Origin of the sequence: Streptomyces sp. SM18 (assembly GCF_002910775.2) — a bacterium.
Classification (GTDB): Bacteria; Actinomycetota; Actinomycetes; order Streptomycetales; family Streptomycetaceae; genus Streptomyces; species Streptomyces halstedii.
In genome coordinates this window covers 769,851-787,401 of record NZ_CP029342.1, presented here as the reverse complement: position 1 = coordinate 787,401, position 17,551 = coordinate 769,851, and the positions used below count along the sequence as shown (strand labels likewise).

The following is a 17,551-nucleotide window of genomic DNA, read 5'->3' as shown; positions in this document are numbered from 1 at the left end:
GGGCGCGACGGAGCCCGGCGGGCGCGCCCGTGCCCGCCGGTGCTTCCCTCAGGCGACCTCGGCGGGGGCTCTGCGGGCGTCACGCGCGAGGTCGTGGGGAGCGTCGGACGAGGCGCGGATCGAACGCTGCAGCCGCTGCAGCGCGGCGCCGGGCTCTATCCCCAGGTCCCGGACGAGGGCGCACCGCAGCCGCTGGTAGACCCGCAGCGCCTCGCCGGGGCGTCCGGACCGGTACAGCGCGCGCATGAACTGGCCGTGCAGGCTCTCGTGCAGGTGGTACCGCTCGACGAGCACGGTGAGCTCCGGCAGCAACTCCAGGTGGCGGCCCAGGAAGAGGTCCGCCTCGATCCGCTGGTCGAGCGCGCAGCGCCGGGACTCCTCCAGCCGCCGGACCTGCACGTCCAGATGACGGCCGGGCCGCACGTCGGCGAGCGCGGGCCCGGTCCACAGGTCGAGGGCCGCGTGGAGCAGGCGCGCCGCGGTCGGCCGGTCCTTGGCCGCCATGGCCCGGTACCCCTCGTTGGTCAGGTGTTCGAACGCGCGGAAGTCGAGCGTGCCGCCCCCGGTGTCGAGCAGATACCCGCCGGGCATCGTGACCAGGACCTGCTTGGCCGTACGTCCGGGCGGGCCCGTCGAGCCGGCCGACGCCGAGTCGATCAGCTCCCGCAGCCGCAGGACGTACGTCTGGAGCGTGGCACGGGCGCTCTGCGGCGGCCGCGCGCCCCACAACTCCTCCAGGAGCGTGGCGGTCGGGACCGGCCGGCCCTCGTTGAGGGCGAGCAGGGCGAGCACCTGGCGAGGCTTGGGAGCGGTCGGAGCTACGCGCGTTGATCCGAGCCGCGCGGTGAAGCCGCCGAGCACCTGGATGTCCATGTCTTCCCCCGAATCCGTACGTACGCGGTCCCCCGTGGCCCCCGGGTGCGGCGTAGCTCCGGGAGGCTGCGGCTTGCTCACGTAGGGCTACGCAAACAGCGTAGTCGGTTCTTTCTCGAGATCCAGGGGGTTCGTCAAGTCCGTGAACATCTCACCCCGGAGACGGGCCGGCCGGGTGCTGACGAGGCGTCGGGCGGGCCGCCGTCCTGCCCCGGAGGGTTTATGAGCCGCATAGGCATGTACCGGCCGAGTGCGCATCATCCAATAGCAAACCATATCTGCGGTTTATTATGCTGAATGGGAGTTGACGGGTGAGTCCCGCATTTCTCGCGGGGCCGCTGACGGGGGTGTCATCTCCATGTTCCCGACGTGGGAGCAGGGAGCCGGCTCGGGAGCTATGGAGAGCACCTACATGGTCAAGCAGGAACGTGCGGCACGGACCCGCAGCGCACTGATCGCGGCGGCGGCCGAAGTCTTCAGCCGGGAGGGGTACTGCAACGCCTCGCTCGTGGCCATCAGTGGTCAGGCAGGGGTGACCAACGGCGCGCTGCACTTCCACTTCCCGACCAAGTCCGCCCTGGCCGCCGCGGTAACGACCGCGGCGGCCAGGCGTTTCGAGGGGGTCGTGGCGCAGGGCGAACGGCGGATGGGCCAGGGCGGGGCCCTGCAACTGCTCATCGACACGAGCCACGTCCTGGTGTGCCGGTTACGGGAGGACACCGTGCTGCGGGCGGGGTTCGACCTGGGAGGGGACCCCGGGAGCCCTCAGGGCCTGGACGAGGTAAGCGCCCTGTGGCAGCGGTGGGTCGAATCGACCCTGGAACGCGCGGACACAGCGGGGGAGTTGCTGGAGGGGGCGGCGGCGGAACACGTGGCGATCGCGGTGGTCGCGGCCACCGTGGGGTTCCAGGTGCTGGCCAAGCGGGACCCGCGGTGGGCCTCGCACCGCGTGCTGACCCGGTTCTGGTGTCTGCTGCTGCCGCGTGTCTCGGCCGTTCCTGCCGAGTTGAGAGGCGGGGGGTCCGGCTGAGACCGCGGGCCCGCACCGGAGCGCCCCGGGGCCGCCGCGCGGAACGTCCCGCCGCGTCACCGCGCCCGGTGTGCGCCCGGCACCCTCCGCCACCGCGAGAACACCCGCGTAAAAGTAAAATCTTTCTCTCGGTTTCCCGGGGAAAGCCGATGAATTCTTACTCACTCTGTGAGCATTTCCATTCCAGCCCCGCGTCCCGGTGAATCGGCGAGAAAAGGCCGTCGCGCCCGTTCGCCATGAAGTCCGCCTTCCGGTGGGAAAGACGTCCGTACCGCGTCCGGGGGCCGGAAACGACGGCGGCGGCCTTCGCCGGGCCCGCGCTCCACGACGGAGACGGGGCCGGCGAAGGCCGCCGGGACGGGCGTTCCTGGCCGGCGCGGGTCAGTCCGCCGGCGTGCGGACCAGGCTCAGCAGCACCAGGGAGCACAGACTCGCCCCCACGGCGACCCCCGCGAGCACCGTGCCCACCGCGAACTGCTCGAACAGCACGCCCGCCACCGCGTAGGCGACCGGGCTCGCGGTGAACACGAGGGCGCCGAACACCGGAACCACGTGCGGACGCAGATGTTCCGGCGGCCGCAGTGTCATCAGCGCGACGGCCGGCGCGGTCACCGCCGGCAGGAACATGCAGCCGGCCGCCACCGTCAGCGCCGTCGTGAGGGCCGGCTGGTCCCAGGGCAGGAACCACAGCGCGACCGCCGCGCCCACACCTCCCCACGCCGCCAGGTGGGTCGGGGAGATCCGCCGCGCGAGCCGGGCCACCACCAGGGTGCCCAGCGCGGTACCGCCGCCCCACGCGGACAGCAGCCAGCCGGCCACGTGCGGGTCGGAGTCGTAGCGGGTCCGGGCCATCACCGGCAGGGCGAGCAGCACGACGGGCATGAGCGCGCCGTATCCGAGCGCGGCCAGCGACATCGTCCGCAGCACCGGATCCCGCAGCAGATAGCGCACGCCCTCCGTCATGTTGTGCGCCGCCGCGGCCTCCGGCCGCGGTACGCGGCGCGGCAGCCCGGTCAGCAGCGCCGCGGACAGCGCGAACGAGGCGGCGTCGATCCACAGCACGTTGAGCGCGCCGAACTGGGCGATCAGGAAGCCGGCGCCCGCGGGCCCGATGAGCCGCGCCGTCGACGTCGCCGTCTCGAACAGGGCGTTGCCCGCGGTGACGGCGCCCTCGTCCGAGCCGATGGCCTCGGCCAGCAGCACGCGTTGCGCGGAGAGGTAGCCCGACGCCACGCAGCCGATGAGGGCCACGATCACCAGCAGCGCCCAGAACGGCAGCATGTCCGCGAGGTAGAGCGCGGGCACGCTCGCCACCAGCACCGCGTTGGCGAGGTCACCGACGATCGTGACCCGGCGGGGACCCCACCGGGCCACCAGCAGCCCCGCCCACATGCTCAGCAGCGGCACCGGCAGGATCTGGATGAGGAACACCAGCCCCATCCGTGCCGGGGACCCGCTGGTCGTGAGGACGAACCAGGGCAGCGCCAGCGTCGTCATCTGGGTGCCGAGCGAGGTGATGAACTCGGCGGTGAGGACTTTGCGGAACTGCCAGGAACGCAGGGGCGAACTCGCCGTCGCGGTCTTCTCCGACCCGTCCGGCGCGGTCTTCACCGAGCCGTCCGTATCGAGGCCGGGCGCAGATCGCTCCACCAGGTGTCCACGTAACCGGCGCAGGCGTCCCGGGTGTCCGGTCCGAAGGCCGTGGACCAGCCGGCGGGCACCGGGACGTCGCGTGGCCAGAGGCTGTGCTGCCGCTCCTCGTTGACCAGCACCAGGAACACGCCGTCGGGGTCGTCGAACGGGTTCACCGTCGTCTCCTCTCCGTGTCCGGCCGGTCGCTCACCACGCCACCGGCAGCGTGTGCACGCCGTAGACGGTCATGTCGGAGCGCATCGGGATGTCCTCCGGGGCGGCCGCGAGCCGCAGGTCCGGGAAGCGCCGCAGCAGGGTGGTGTAGCCGATCCGCAGCTCCAGGCGCGCCAACTGCTGCCCCAGGCACTGGTGGATGCCGTGGCTGAAGGTCAGATGGCTGACCCCGCCGCGGGTGACGTCGAGACGGTCCGGGCCGGTGAACTGGTGCGGGTCGCGGTTGGCGGTGGGGAGGTGGATCAGCACCGTCTCGCCCTCGCGCAGGGTCACCCCGTCGATCTCGACGTCCTCGGTCGCGGTCCGCTGCACCCCCACGTGCACGACGGTCAGGTAGCGCAGCAGCTCCTCCACGGCGTTCTCGACGAGCGACTCGTCCGCGCGCAGCAGGGCCGTCTGCTCCGGGTTGTCCAGGAGCGCGTACGTGCCGAGCGAGAGCATGTTCGCCGTGGTCTCGTGCCCGGCGACCAGCAGGAGCAGGGTGGCGCCGACCGATTCCTCGATGGTGATGTCGTCCCCGGCCACCAGGACGCTCAGCACGTCGTCGGCCGGTTCGGCCTTCTTGCGCATGAGCAGCTCGGCGGTGAGGTCCACGAGGTCCTTGAGCGAGGCCTGCGCCTCCTGCGGGTCGACGTCGAGGCGCAGCAGCTTCTCCGAGTTGCCCTCGAACCGCTCCCGGTCGCTGACCGGCACCCCGAGCAGCTCGCAGATCACCTGGGAGGACACCGGCACGGCGAAGTCGGAGACCAGGTCCGCGGGCGGGCCCTTACGCAGCATCGCGTCGGCGTACTCGGTGGTGATCTCCTCGATCCGCGACGCCAGCAGGCGCATCCGGCGCAGGGTGAACTGGCCGGCCAGCCGCCGCCGGAACCGGGTGTGGTCCGGCGGGTCCATGTGCTCGAACAGCCCCGGTATGTTGGCCTCCAGGTCCGACGGGCGGTCGGAGGGGAACGCCAGGTGCTTGTGGTGGGCGGCCGAGCTGAACCGGCTGTCCGACAGGATGCGCCGGCCCAGCTGGTACCCGGTGACGAGCAGGCCCTCGTGGCCGTCGGGGAAGGTCATCCGGTGGATCGGGCCCTCGGCGCGCATCACCTGGGGCGGGTCGAACGGCTTCTCCCTGAGTGTCGGGAGCCCGTGGGTGAGGAGGTTGGCTGTCTCAGTCATGTTCCCTGCGTTCCGCCGTCGACCGGGCGACGGCTGTGGTGATGGATGCGGACCGGTCGAAGACCGGCGCCGCGGGGGACCCGGCGGACCGGCCCGCCGCCGGGTGGCGGTGGTGCCGGCCGGCCCGCCGGGCGGGGCTCATCGGCCGCGCCGCTCGTCGCCGCCCGCGGCCCGTACGCGCTCGCGCAGCTGCGAGACAGTCAGTTCCGGGTGGCGCGCGACCAGTTCGAGGACCGTGGGCCACTGGCGTACCAGCGCGCCCATGACCGGCGGCGCGATGTAGTCCGGCGAGTACACCCACAGCCCGTGCAGCTCGCCCTCGACCTCGCGCGCCACGAGATACAGGTCGAGGTTGTGCGGCTCGATGGCGGTGATCAGCTCCGGGAGGGGCGTGTCGTCGCCGATCCGCACGTCCAGCGGCGCCGTCTCCAGCCCTTCGAGGGCCAGCGTCCTGCTGGGTACGCCGAGCAGGTTGAGCATGACCCGCAGGGGCAGCATGTTGCCGTCTCCGACGACTCCGTCGTGCACCAGCGCGCGCACCGGCACGTTCTGGTGCGAGTACGCGTCCAGCTCGCCCTGGAGCACCCGTTGGACCAGCTCGTGGAAGGTGGGGTCGTCCGCCATCCTGGACCGGTTCAGGATGATGTTGATGAACGGGCCGACCATCGACTGGGTCTCCGGCCGTTCACGTCCGGCCAGCGGGTGGCTCACCGCGATGTCGGTCGCCCCCGAGTAGCTGTGCAGCAGCACGTGGAACGCCGACATGAGCATCATGAACAGCGTGACGCCCTCGCGGCGGGCGGCCTCCCGCACGGCCGCCATCACCTCGGCGCCGACCACGACGCTGTGGCTGAAGCCCTCCAGGAAGTCGTCCGCCTGGTGCTCCGGCGCCTCGAAGTCGAGCGTCCGCGCGGCACCCTCCAGCTCCCCGCGCCAGTGCTCGACGTGCTCGTCGAGCGCTCCGCCCGCCAGCAGCCCCTGCTCCCACGCCGCGTAGTCCAGGTGCTGGACCATGACGTCGGGCAGCTTCGGCTCCCGCCCCGCCGCGTGGGCCGCGTACAGCTCCTCCAGTTCGTTGAGGACCACGAGGAAACCCCAGTGGTCCACCAGGATGTGATGGGCCACCAGGACCAGCGCGTGCTCCTGGTCGGAGAGCTGGACGAGCAGGCCGCGGAGCAGGTTCCCGTCCTCGATGCGGAACGGGCGCCTGGTCTGCGCGGTGAGCAACTCGTGCAGCTCCGCGCGCTGGGCCCCCTCGTCGTACGCGCGCAGATCGACGGTCTCGATCGGCCACACGGGCCTGCCGTCGGCGAACTGGAGGGTCGCCGAGCCCCGGTGGACGTAGCGGGTGCGCAGGATGTCGTGCCGGTGCACCAGGTCGTCCAGGCCCCGGCGCAGCGCGGCGGCGTCGAGCCCGCCGTGTACGCGCCACGCGGTGATCACGGCGTGGTGGGCGTGGTCCGGGCCGACCGGCTGGAGCAGGAACTCCAGCTGGCCGAAGGAGAGTCCGGTGCCGTCCGCGCGGTCCGCCGTGGGGATCGGCGCGTGCAGCAGATCGGCCGCGTCCGCCGCCGCCGCCCGCTCGTCCTCGTGGACCAGTTCGACCGCGCCGCTCTCCACCGCTCGGGCGCACCGGGTGACGGCGCGCAGCGCGTCGAACCAGTACTCGGCGAGTTCGCCGACCTCCTCCTCGGTGAGCAGGGATTGTGCCCAGCTCCAGTTGGCCACCAGCCGGGGGCCGTCCGGCCCGTCCTGGGTGACGGCGTTGACCTCGACGGGGTACGGCAGCGGCCGGGCCCCGGTGGTGCCGGGCGCGGTGTCGTCCCGCAGCGGCAGCCACGGCGTCTCCGCGTCGGTGACGGGGACCCGCCCGAGGTAGTTGAACAGCGCCCGTGGCGCGGGCAGGGCGGCGAGCACCGGTGCGGTCCGCGGGTCGAGGTGGCGCAGCAGCCCGTAGCCGAGGCCGCGCTCGGGCAGGGCCCGCACCTGCCGCCCGGTGTGGGTGACGGCGGCCGCCAACCGGTCGCCGGCCTCGGACACTTCGTCCCACGGCAGGGCGGCGCAGTCGAGCCGGACCGGGTGGACGCCGGTGAACCAGCCCACGGTGCGCGACAGATCGGCACCGTCCACCAGGTGCTCGTGGCGGCCGTGGCTCTCCACGTCCAGCACCACCGGACCGCCGTCGCCGGACCGCCCGGCGCGCCACCGGCCCACGGCGAGACCGAATGCGGTCAGCAGGACGTCCTGGATGCCGCAGCGGAACACCGCGGGCACCATGCCGACCAGCAGTCCGCTGTCCTCGGCCGGCAGGGACACCGACAGCCGCCCCTCGCGGCCGGAAACGTCGCGGACCGGGTCCAGCTCACCGGCCACCAGCGGCGCGGCGTCCCGCAGGACGTCCTGCCACACCGGCAGTTCGGTGCGGTGACGGGCGACGGCCTCGGCGGAGGTCGTCCGGGTCGCCCAGCCGCGCAGCGAGGTCGCCACCGGTGCGAGGACCGGGGCGCGGCCCGCCGCCACCGCGTCCCACGCGGTGGCGAGGTCGGTCAGCAGGATCCGCCACGACACCCCGTCCACGGCGAAGTGGTGCACGGCCAGCAGCAGCCTGCCCGCGCGCCCCGGCCCGGCGTCGAACCACACCGGCTGGAGCATCGCGTTCCGGGTCGGGTCGAGCCGCTCCTTGGCCGCCGCCGTCTCCTCGGCGATCAGCGCCCGTACGTCCGGATCGTCCGGCGCGCCGACGGCCACCCGGCGCAGGATCCGGGCCACCTGGACCGTCCCGGGCTCGTCCGCGTGCAGCGACCAGGAGCCGTCGGGCCCGACCACCAGCCGGGTGCGCAGCGCGTCGTGCCGGTCGACCACCGCCTGGAGGGCCGCGGTGAGCCGCTCCTCGTCCACGTCGGACGGGAGGCCGACCGTCGTGGACAGGTCGAAGCCGGTGACCGGGCCGCCCAGCCGGCGCTGCCGTTCCATGACGGGCAGCAGCGGGATCTCGCCGGTCCCGTCCTCCGTGACGGCCGCCACGGTGTCGTCGTCGGCTCCTCGCGCCACCCGGGCGATGCCGGCCGCCGTCTGATGGGTGAACACGTCCCGCACGGTGAAGACGAGACCGGCGGTGCGCGAGCGGGCGACCAGCTGTGTCGCCTGGATGCTGTCGCCGCCCAGGTCGAAGAAGCCGGCCTCGGCACCGACCTCGGGCACCCCCAGCACCTCGGCGAACACGGCGCACAGAGTCCGCTCCACCGGGGTTTCGGGCGCCCGGGACGCGGTGTCCGCGCCGAGATCGGGCGCGGGCAGCGCGCGGCGGTCGAGCTTGCCGTTGCCGGTCATCGGGAAGGCGTCGAGCACCGTCACCACCACCGGCACCATGTACTGCGGCAGCCGCTCGGCCACGTACGACCTCAGCTCGGCGGGCTCGGCGTGCGCGCCGTCGGCGAGCACCGCGTAGCCGACGAGATCCTTGCCGCCGGAGGGCCGCTGCCGGACGAGCACGGCCGCGTCCGCCACGGCCGGATGGGTGCCGAGCGCGTTCTCGATCTCTCCCGGCTCGATGCGGAAGCCGCGGATCTTGACCTGGTCGTCGGTCCGGCCGAGGTATTCGACGCGCCCGTCCGCCCGCCGCCGGGCCAGGTCACCGGTCCGGTACATCCGCTCGCCCGGGGCGCCGAAGGGGCAGGCCACGAACCGCTGGGCGGTCAGCCCCGGCCGGCCGGAGTAGCCGCGGGCCAGGCCCCCTCCCGCGAGGTACAGCTCGCCGGGCACACCGACCGGCACCGGCCGCATCCGCCCGTCGAGCACATAGGCGCGGGAGTCGTCCATCGGCATGCCGATCGGCACGGTGCCGTCCACGACCTCGCGGGTGCGGTGCAGCACGGCGAACGTCGTGGTCTCCGTGGGCCCGTACCCGTTGGTGAGCACGGTGTCCGGCCAGGCGGCCAGCGCCTTCGCGACCACGGCGGGCGACAGGGCCTCGCCACCGGCCAGCACCTCGCGCATCCCGGCGAGCGCCGCCGGGTCGCGCTCGACCAGCAGGTTGAACAATGCCGCCGTGAAGAAGGCGGAGGTGACGCCGTGTTCGCGGACGGTGCGTACCAGCGCCTCCGGGTCCAGCTCCCCGGCCGGGGCGACGACCACCTCGCCGCCGGACAGCAGCGGCACCCACATCTCGTACGTGGACGCGTCGAAGGCGGTCGGGGAGTGCATCAGGACGCGGGCGTGGTTCCCGCCGCGCCACACATGGTCGGCGGCGAGGCTCGCCACGTTCCCGTGGGTGACGGTGACGCCCTTGGGCCGGCCCGTGGAGCCGGAGGTGTACATGATGTACGCCGCCCGGTCGGGACCGCCCGCGTGCGCGAGCTCCGGGGCACCCTCCGGCACCCCGTCGGCGGCGGCGAGCTCACCGGCCACGTCGAGGACACGCATCCGGTCGGTGACCGGGTGGTCCAGGCCCTCCCCGTCCACCAGGAGCACACCCGCCCCGGTGTCCTCCATGATCAGCCGCATCCGGGAGACGGGGTAGCGGGGATCGAGCGGTACGTACACGCCGCCCGCCTTGACCACCGCGAGCAGCGCCACGGGCAGCCGCACCGAGCGCTCCATGAGCAGGCACACCGCGTCCTCGCGGCCCTCCGCGCCGACGCCCAGCCCGCGCAGCCGCGTGGCGAGCCGGTCGGAGGCCGCCGACAGCTCCGCGTAGGTCAGCCGCTCCGCCCCGCCGGCCACCGCGACGGCGTCCGGGGTGCGGGTGGCCTGGGCCTCGAACAGCTCGGCCAGTCCGGCCTCCGGGGCCCGGCCGCCCGCGCCGTTCCACTCCACCAGGACGCGGTGGCGCTCGGCCGGGGTGAGCAGGTCCACGTCGCCGATCGGCCGGTCCGGGTCGGCGATCATCGCCAGCAGCACCTGTCGCAGCCTGCGCTGCATCGTGCGTACCGTCCCGGGGTCGAAGACGTCGGCGTTGTACTCGATACCGCCCTCGATACCGGCCGGTGTGCCGTCGTCGGCGAGGCGCTCGTGCAGCAGGAAGACCAGGTCCATCCTCGCCGTGCCGGTGCCCGTCACCACGGGCTCCGCCTCGACCCCCGGCAGACCGGCCGTCTCGTCCGTCACGGTCTGCCAGGACAGCATGACCTGGACGAGCGGGTGGTGGGACATCGACCGGGTCGGCCGCAGGCTCTCCACGAGGGACTCGAAGGGGATGTCCCGGTGCGCGAGGGCGTCGAGGGTGCGCTCGCGCACCGCGCCGAGCAGCTCCCGGAAGGTCTGGCGCTCCGAGGTACGGGTGCGCAGCACCAGGGTGTTGGCGAAGAAGCCGATGAGGTTCTCGGTGGCCTGGTCGTCGCGGCCGGCGGTGGCCACGCCGATCGGGACGTCGTCGCCCGCGCCGAGCCGGCCGAGGAGCACCGCGATCGCCGCGTCGAGCAGCATGAACATGCTGACGTCGCAGCCGCGGGCGAGCCGGGCCAGCCCTTCGTGCAGGTCCTCGTCCCAGCGGAAGGTGAGCGTGTCCCCGTCGTGGGACGCCTCGGCCGGGTAGGGCCGGTCGACCGGGAGGGCGATCCGCTCCGGCAGACCGTCCAGCGTCTCGCGCCAGTGGTCCAGCTGGCGCGACCAGGTGCTCGCGGGGTCGTCCGGCGAGCCCAGGTACGCGCGCTGCCACAGGGCGTAGTCGGCGTACTGGACCGGAAGCGGCTCCCAGCCGGGAGCCCGCCCGGCCAGGCGCGCCCGGTAGGCGAGCGCCAGGTCGTGCCGGAGCGGCGCCAGCGACCAGCCGTCCGCCGCGATGTGGTGGACGACGACGGCCAGGACATGGGTGTCCTCGCCGGCCGCGAACAGCTCGGCGTGCAGCGGGATCTCGGTGGAGAGGTCGAAGGTGTACCGGACCGCCGCGGCCACGGCCTCGTCGAGCTCCGCCCCGGACACCTCCCGCACGGGCAGCGCGGGCCGCGCCCGCCCGGGGTCGAGGATGTGCTGGTGGGCCACCGTGCCGCCGTCCGGGAAGACGGTCCGCAGCGACTCGTGGCGGGCGACGACGTCGGCCAGGGCGTCCCGCAGCGCCGCCACGTCCAGCGCGCCCGTCAGCCGCAGCACCACCGGCAGGTTGTACGTGGGGGAGGGGCCCTCCATCTGGTGCAGGAACCACAGCCGCCGCTGGGCGAACGACAGCGGCAGCGGATCCGGCCGGACCGCCGGGGCCAGCGCGGGCCGGGCGTCGCCGTCGCCCCGCCGCAGCGACTCGGCCAGCTCGGCCACGGTCTGCTTCTCGAACAGCGCGCGCACCGGCACCTCGACGCCGAGCGTGCCGCGGATCCTCGCCACCAGCCGGGTGGCCAGCAGCGAGTGCCCGCCGAGGGCGAAGAAGCCGTCGTCGATGCCCACCCGGGGGACGTTCAGCACCTGGGCGAACACCTCGCACAGGGCCTTCTCCTCCGCGTCGCGCGGGGGGACGTACGCCGTGGCCGTGCGGCCGGGCCGCGCCTCGGGGGCGGGCAGCGCCCCGCGGTCCGTCTTGCCGCTCGGGGTCCTCGGCAGCGCGTCCAGGAACACGAAGGCCGACGGGACCATGTAGTCGGGCAGCTTCTCGGCCAGCGCGGTACGCAGCAGGCGGCGGAGCTCGTCGGGCGTACCGGCAGCCGGGCCCGGCACCGCGTACGCGACGAGCCGCTGGTCGCCGGGCTGGTCCTCGCGGACCACGACGACCGTGTCCTTCACCCGCTCCTGGCGCAGCAGCACCGACTCGATCTCGGCCAGTTCGATCCGGTGGCCGCGCAGCTTGACCTGGTGGTCGAGCCTGCCGAGGTAGTCGATGGTGCCGTCCACCCTCCGGCGCACCAGGTCACCGGTGCGGTACAGGCGGTCGGCGAGCCCGGACTCGAAGGGGTTGGCGATGAACTGCTGGGCCGTCAGCTCCGGCCGGTTGATGTAACCGCGTGCCAGGCCGTCGCCGCCGACGCAGAGTTCGCCCGGGACGCCGGGCGGCACCGGACGGCCCCGCGGGTCGAGGATGTGCGCCTCGGTGTTGGCGATCGGCCCGCCGATGGTGATGGTGTCGTCCACGATCCGGGTGCCCAGGGAGTAGATCGTGGTCTCGCTCGGGCCGTACATGTTCCACAGGTCCACGCCTTTGGCGCGCAGCCGCCGGGCGAGGTCGGGGGGCAGGGCCTCGCCGCAGATCAGCCCGCGCAGCCCGGGGCGGCCCGACCAGCCGGCGTCGAGCATCATCCGCCAGGTGGACGGGGTCGCCTGCATCATGGTCGCGCCGGTGGCGGCCATCTCCTTTGCCAGCAGCGCCCCGTCGGTGGCCACCTCGCGGGTGGCGAGCACCACACGGGCACCCTCGACCAGCGGCAGCAGCAGCTCCAGGGTGGCGATGTCGAACGACAGGGTGGTGACCGCGAGCAGGCTGTCGCCGGAGTCGATGCCCGGCCACTGCTTCATCGCCCAGAAGAGGTTGCGCAGCGCGCGGTGGGGCAGCTGGACCCCCTTGGGGCGCCCGGTCGAGCCGGACGTGTAGATCACATAGGCGAGGTCCGCGCCGTCGACCGGCTCGTCCAGGGGTTCGGCGGACTCGGCGGCGATCTCCGCACGCACCGTGTCCACCTGGAGCGTCGTCGCCTCGGACTCCGGCAGACCCGGCGCCACCGAACTCTGGGTGATCAGGACGGGCAGCCCGGAGTCCTCGATCATGAACGCCGTACGGTCCGCGGGCAGCTTCGGGTCGATCGGCACATAGGCGCCGCCCGCCTTCAGCACGGCCAGCACGGCGACGACCATGTCCGGCGAGCGCTCGAGGCAGACCCCGACGAGCACATCCCGGCCCACGCCGTGGTTCTTCAGCGTGCGCGCCAACCGGTTGGCGGACGCGTCGAGTTCGGCGTAGGTGAGGCTCTCGCCCTGGCAGTGGACCGCCTCGGCGTCCGGGCGCAGGACGGCCTGCCGCTCGACGCGCTGATGGGTGAGCAACTGGTCCGGCCACGTGTGGCGGGTGGACTCCCGCTCCCGGCGCTGCTCGCGCTCCTCGGCCTCGGTGAGCAGGGCGGCCTCCAGGACCGGCTGGTCCGGGTCGGCGAGGAGGTTCTCCAGGAGCACCTTCAGATGGCCGCCCATGCGGTCGATCGTGGCCGCGTCGAACAGCTCGGTGTTGTACTCGAACCAGCCGGTGAGCTCGTCGCCCTGCTCGAACACCTGGAGTTCGAGGTCGAACCGCGCCGTGGTGCTCGGCACCTCCATCAGCTCCAGGCGAAGCCCGCCGGCGCCGAACTCGGGCACGGGTATGTTCTGGTACACGAACGACACCTGGAAGACCGGCGACCGCGACAGGTCGCGTTCCGGGCACAGCTCCTCCACCAGCCGCTCGAAGGGCAGTTCCTGGTGGGCGAAGGCGTCGAGGGCGGCGCCGCGCACCCGGCCGAGCAGCTCGGTGAACGTGGGGTCGCCGGAGGCGTCGTTGCGGATCGCGAGGGTGTTGACGAAGTAGCCGATGAGCCGCTCCACCTCGGACTGCCCGCGGTTGGCCACGGGCACGCCGACGACGATGTCCTCCTGCCCGCTGTACCGGTGCAGCAGGGCGACGTAGGCGGCGAGCAGGGTCATGAACGGGGTGGCGCCGGTGCGCCGGCTCAGCTCGCGCACGCCGTCCATCACCGAGGCGGACAGGTGGAAGGGCCGGGAGTCACCGGCCGTGCCGAGCACGGCGGGACGGGCCCGGTCGGTGGGGAGTTCGAGGACGGGAGCGGCCCCGTCGAGGGTCTTCTTCCAGTGCTCCAGGGTGGCCGCCGTGCCCGGTCCCGCCAGCTTCTTGCGCTGCCAGGCCGCGTAGTCGGCGTACTGGACGGTCAGTTCGGGCAACGCGGCCTCGGTACCCGAGAGGTAGCTCTGGTACAGCGCGACCAGCTCACCGAAGAGCACCGACGTCGACCACAGGTCGGCGACGATGTGGTGCATCGTGAGCAGCAGGACGTGCTCGTCCTTCGCCAGGCGCAGGAACCGCATCCGCATGAGCGGCCCGGTGGTCAGGTCGAAGGGCCGCGCGGCCTCCTGACGGGCCAGGTCCAGGATGCCCTTCTCGCCCCCGGGCCCGCGCAGGTGACCGCACTCCTCGACCGTCAGCTCCAGCTCGCCGGACGGGTGTACGACCTGCACGGGCTCGCCGTCGACCTCGTCGAAGGTGGTGCGCAGCGACTCGTGTCTGCGGACGATCTCGGCGAGGGCGCGGCGCCACAGCTCCACGTCGAGCGGACCCCGCATGCGCACCGCCGCCGGGATGTTGTACGCGGCGGTGCCCGGGTTGAGCTGGTCCAGGAACCACATCCGCTGCTGCGGGAACGACGCGGGGAACTGCCGCTCGCGCGGCGCCGGCCGGGCCTGGCCCTTGCGCCGCAGCCGCTCCGCCAGCAGCGCGCGCTTCTGCTCCGTGGTGAGGCTGGTCAGGTCGATGTCGGTCATGCGCCAATCTCCTGATCGTTGGTCTCTGCGGCGGACGGCGCGGTGCGAGGTCCGCGGGGCGCCGCCTGCGCCTGTGCGGGGGGACGGGATCGCCGGTTCCGGTCGCTCGGCGACCCGCCGCGACCGGCCACGGGACATGGCCGCGGCCACGGTGGGGCTTCGCGGGCCACGGCGACGGCCTGGGCCGGCCGTCCGCGCTCTGCGAGAAACCGCACTGCGGCCAGGTGGTTCCGGCCACGGCGCGGGGTGCTGCAACTCGACTGCTGAACCGACCAGTTGAAGGAGGAAGTGCCTGGCAGGAGACGAAGCCCCCGGGGTGCGGACCACGATCGACTGTCCGCCCGGAGCTCCAGGGCTTGTCTACCTATTCGGGGATCGATCTGTCCAGCGAAGCCGTGCGGGCCAGGGCCGGTCTGCCGGCCCGGCAACCGGCACACAAACGGACAAGACGCAGACACCGGAGGGTGTCTGCGTCTTGTCGTCCTCGCGGGTCCCGCCGCGCCGGCGGGGTCAGGCCGCGCGTCCCCGTGCCCGGCGGACCGGGCGCACCAGCAGGTACATGACCGAGGCGACCAGCACGACCAGTCCGACGACCAGCAGGGCGGCGCCGGCCCAGGCCAGCCCCGCGATCTTCGCCGCGACCGTCACATGTCCGGCGAGCCCGCTCGATCCGTCGGCCTTCATGGCGACCGCGGTGACCTCACCCGGCTCCACGGACCAGTTGACCGTCTGCGCGCCCTCGCCGCTGGCCTTGGCCGCCCAGACGTCACTCTCGCCCGGAGGCGTCTTGGGGGTGCCGCCGGGGTGTTCGCTCTGGTCGTCGCCCTTGGAGTCCGAGTCGTGGATGGTGACGTGCTGCACGCCGTCGAGGTACTGCTGTGCCTTGGCCTTGTCGGCGATGCCGACGAACACCGGGTCGGAGTCCTTGTCCGGTGTGAAGGTGATCCGGAGGTCCTTGTACAGACCGCCCATCTGCTTGTCCGCATGCCAGCTGTCGGTTGTCATGGCATAGGTGTCGGTGCTGTGGCTGTACTCGTCGGTGCCCAGATCGATGTAGCCGTCGTCGTTTAAGCCCATCGCCAGAGCGGTGCCGCCCAGGCCGATGAGTGTCAGAGCCACAAGTGAAAGGAACCCGCCGAACACGACAGCGACGATCCGGCCGGTGGTCCAACCGGCGGAGGTGGTTCGCATGTTCGCCCCCTTTGCGAAAAATATCGGCACCCGTGTCGGTCACGGGTGAGTCTTCGAGTGGTGCCGCCCGGGAGGTGGTCTCCCGGCGCACGGTGTCTTCAGCTGCGCGAACGACGGTCGTGTCGGTTCACCTGGCTCACGGTAGCCGGAAGGGGACGCTCCGGCATCGGGGACATCCCCTACACGGAGTCCGGGTGACCCTGACGAACGCCTGCGCGGCCCGGCGTTCAACTGGGCGGACACCACAGTTGAACGGCCCGCACTGGACGCGTCGGAAGGCCGGTGCCAGCATGCGGGGCGCACTTGCCTCCGCAATTCGGCAGAGTGATCGCGTGCCAGGTTTCACGGGGGCGATTCGAGCGCGCTTCTCTCAAGGCAGACAGAGTTTCTCGGCGTCCCGCTGTTTCGCGGACCGAGTCGGAAAGAAGGCCGGAGACATATGCAGAAGATCCTGGACGCGATTCTCGCGGGCGAGTTCGGCGAGGTGGGCGAACTTCCGGTGCCCGACTTCTACCGGGGGGTGACCACGCACGCCGACGAGACGGCGATGTTCGACGGGATGGAGGGCCGGGACAAGGACCCCCGCGCGTCGCTGCATCTGGACGAGGTCGCCACCCCTCAGCCGGCCGCCGGCGAGGTGCTGGTGGCGGTGATGGCGAGCGGGATCAACCACAACACGGTGTGGTCGTCCATCTTCGAGCCGATGCCGACGTTCGGCTTCCTCTCCCGCTACGGCCGGATCTCGCCACAGGCGGCCCGGCACGACCTGCCGTACCACGTGCTCGGCTCGGACCTGTCCGGAGTGGTGCTGCGGTGCGGTGAGGGCGTGTCGGCGTGGAGCCCCGGCGACCAGGTGGTCGCGCACTGCCTCTCGGTGGAGCTGGACCACCCCGACGGGCACGCGGACACCATGCTCGATCCGGAGCAGCGGATCTGGGGCTTCGAGACGAACTTCGGCGGCCTCGCCGAGCTGGCGCTGGTCAAGGCCAACCAGCTGATGCCGAAGCCGCGTCACCTCAGCTGGGAGGAGGCCGCCGCGTCGGGCCTGGTGAACTCCACCGCGTACCGGCAGCTGGTCTCCGACAAGGGGGCCCGCCTCAAGCAGGGTGACACCGTGCTGATCTGGGGCGCCTCCGGCGGTCTGGGCTCGTACGCCACCCAACTGGCCCTCAACGGAGGGGCGATACCGGTGTGCGTGGTCTCCAGTCCGCAGAAGGCGGAGGCCTGCCGGCGGATGGGGGCGGAGCTGGTCATCGACCGGAGCGCGGAGGGGTACGCGTTCTGGAAGGACGAGCACACCCAGGACCCCCGTGAGTGGCGGCGGTTCGGCGCCCGGATCAGGGAGCTGACCGGCGGCGACGACCCGGACATCGTCTTCGAGCACCCGGGCCGCGAGACCTTCGGCGCCAGCGTGTACGTGGCACGCCGCGGCGGCACCATCGTGAGCTGCGCGTCCACCTCGGGCTACCAGCACACCTACGACAACCGCTACCTGTGGATGAACCTCAAGCGCATCATCGGCACGCACTTCGCCAACTACCGCGAGGCGTGGGAGGCCAACCGCCTCATCGCCAAGGGGCACGTGCATCCCACCCTGTCCGACGTGGTCCCGCTGGAGCTCACCGCGCGGGCCGTCCACGACGTCCACCACAACCGGCACCAGGGCAAGGTCGGCGTGCTCTGCCTGGCGCCGGAGGAGGGGCTGGGCGTCAGCGACCCGGAGAAGCGGGCCCGGCACGAGACGGCGATCAACAGGTTCCGCACCGCCCCGGCCGGCGTCTGACGCCTCGGACCGCGCCGGCCGGACGGCGGGACGGCCCGTCGGAAGGCGGGAGGGTCCGTCAGAAGACCGTGCGCTCGGCCGGAAGACGGGCCCGCGGTTTCGCGGTCACAGGGCGATATTCGGACACCGGCGTGGAGCCGGGCCACCGTGAACCGTGCGGCGCTGATGTTCCTTGACGGGATCGCGGGGCCTGTTGGATGCTG

The 17,551-nt window shown here is 72.6% G+C and carries 8 protein-coding genes; 2 read left to right on the top strand and 6 right to left on the bottom strand.

Annotated features, from left to right (window positions below):
- Positions 1-48: 48 nt before the first annotated feature.
- Positions 49-873: an AfsR/SARP family transcriptional regulator gene (locus tag B9S64_RS03325; RefSeq protein ID WP_103492791.1), complete on the bottom strand. Its 825-nt coding sequence runs from the start codon at positions 871-873 to the stop codon at positions 49-51.
- Positions 874-1,270: 397 nt separating this feature from the next.
- Between B9S64_RS03325 and B9S64_RS03320 the strand changes: the two genes are divergently transcribed.
- The gene (locus tag B9S64_RS03320) at positions 1,271-1,903 is read left to right on the top strand and encodes a ScbR family autoregulator-binding transcription factor (RefSeq protein ID WP_228873219.1); all 633 of its coding nucleotides are present in this window, start codon (positions 1,271-1,273) and stop codon (positions 1,901-1,903) included.
- A 381-nt stretch (positions 1,904-2,284) separates the two neighbouring features.
- On the opposite strand, the gene B9S64_RS03315 is transcribed toward B9S64_RS03320, so the two are convergent.
- The 5 genes from B9S64_RS03315 to B9S64_RS03295 form a co-directional block, all read right to left on the bottom strand.
- Positions 2,285-3,514 (bottom strand): MFS transporter, encoded by a 1,230-nt coding sequence (locus B9S64_RS03315; protein WP_103492790.1) that lies wholly within the window; start codon positions 3,512-3,514, stop codon positions 2,285-2,287.
- Positions 3,511-3,711, bottom strand: coding sequence for an MbtH family protein (locus B9S64_RS03310; protein ID WP_103492789.1), 201 nt, complete (start codon positions 3,709-3,711; stop codon positions 3,511-3,513). Before B9S64_RS03310 ends, B9S64_RS03315 begins: the two co-directional genes overlap by 4 nt.
- A gap of 31 nt (positions 3,712-3,742) precedes the next feature.
- Entirely contained in the window at positions 3,743-4,933 is a 1,191-nt protein-coding gene (locus tag B9S64_RS03305; RefSeq protein ID WP_103492788.1) for a cytochrome P450, read from the bottom strand.
- Positions 4,934-5,071: 138 nt separating this feature from the next.
- Positions 5,072-14,374, bottom strand: a complete 9,303-nt coding sequence (locus tag B9S64_RS03300; protein WP_103492787.1) for a non-ribosomal peptide synthetase — start codon at positions 14,372-14,374, stop codon at positions 5,072-5,074.
- 510 nt (positions 14,375-14,884) lie between these two features.
- Positions 14,885-15,565: a hypothetical protein gene (locus B9S64_RS03295; protein ID WP_103492786.1), complete on the bottom strand. Its 681-nt coding sequence runs from the start codon at positions 15,563-15,565 to the stop codon at positions 14,885-14,887.
- 439 nt (positions 15,566-16,004) lie between these two features.
- On the opposite strand from B9S64_RS03295, the gene ccrA reads away from it, so the two are divergent.
- A complete protein-coding gene (ccrA, locus tag B9S64_RS03290) occupies positions 16,005-17,348 on the top strand; it encodes a crotonyl-CoA carboxylase/reductase (RefSeq protein ID WP_103492785.1) in 1,344 nt (447 codons plus the stop codon).
- Positions 17,349-17,551: the final 203 nt, after the last annotated feature.

Bases quoted from the DNA above. Each gene is read 5' to 3' on its own strand.
- B9S64_RS03295 (WP_103492786.1), bottom strand. From the start codon at position 15,565: ATGCGAACCACCTCCGCCGGTTGGACCACCGGCCGGATCGTCGCTGTC.
- ccrA (WP_103492785.1), top strand. From the start codon at position 16,005: ATGCAGAAGATCCTGGACGCGATTCTCGCGGGCGAGTTCGGCGAGGTG.
- B9S64_RS03305 (WP_103492788.1), bottom strand. From the start codon at position 4,933: ATGACTGAGACAGCCAACCTCCTCACCCACGGGCTCCCGACACTCAGG.
- B9S64_RS03320 (WP_228873219.1), top strand. From the start codon at position 1,271: ATGGAGAGCACCTACATGGTCAAGCAGGAACGTGCGGCACGGACCCGC.
- B9S64_RS03300 (WP_103492787.1), bottom strand. From the start codon at position 14,374: ATGACCGACATCGACCTGACCAGCCTCACCACGGAGCAGAAGCGCGCG.
- B9S64_RS03325 (WP_103492791.1), bottom strand. From the start codon at position 873: ATGGACATCCAGGTGCTCGGCGGCTTCACCGCGCGGCTCGGATCAACG.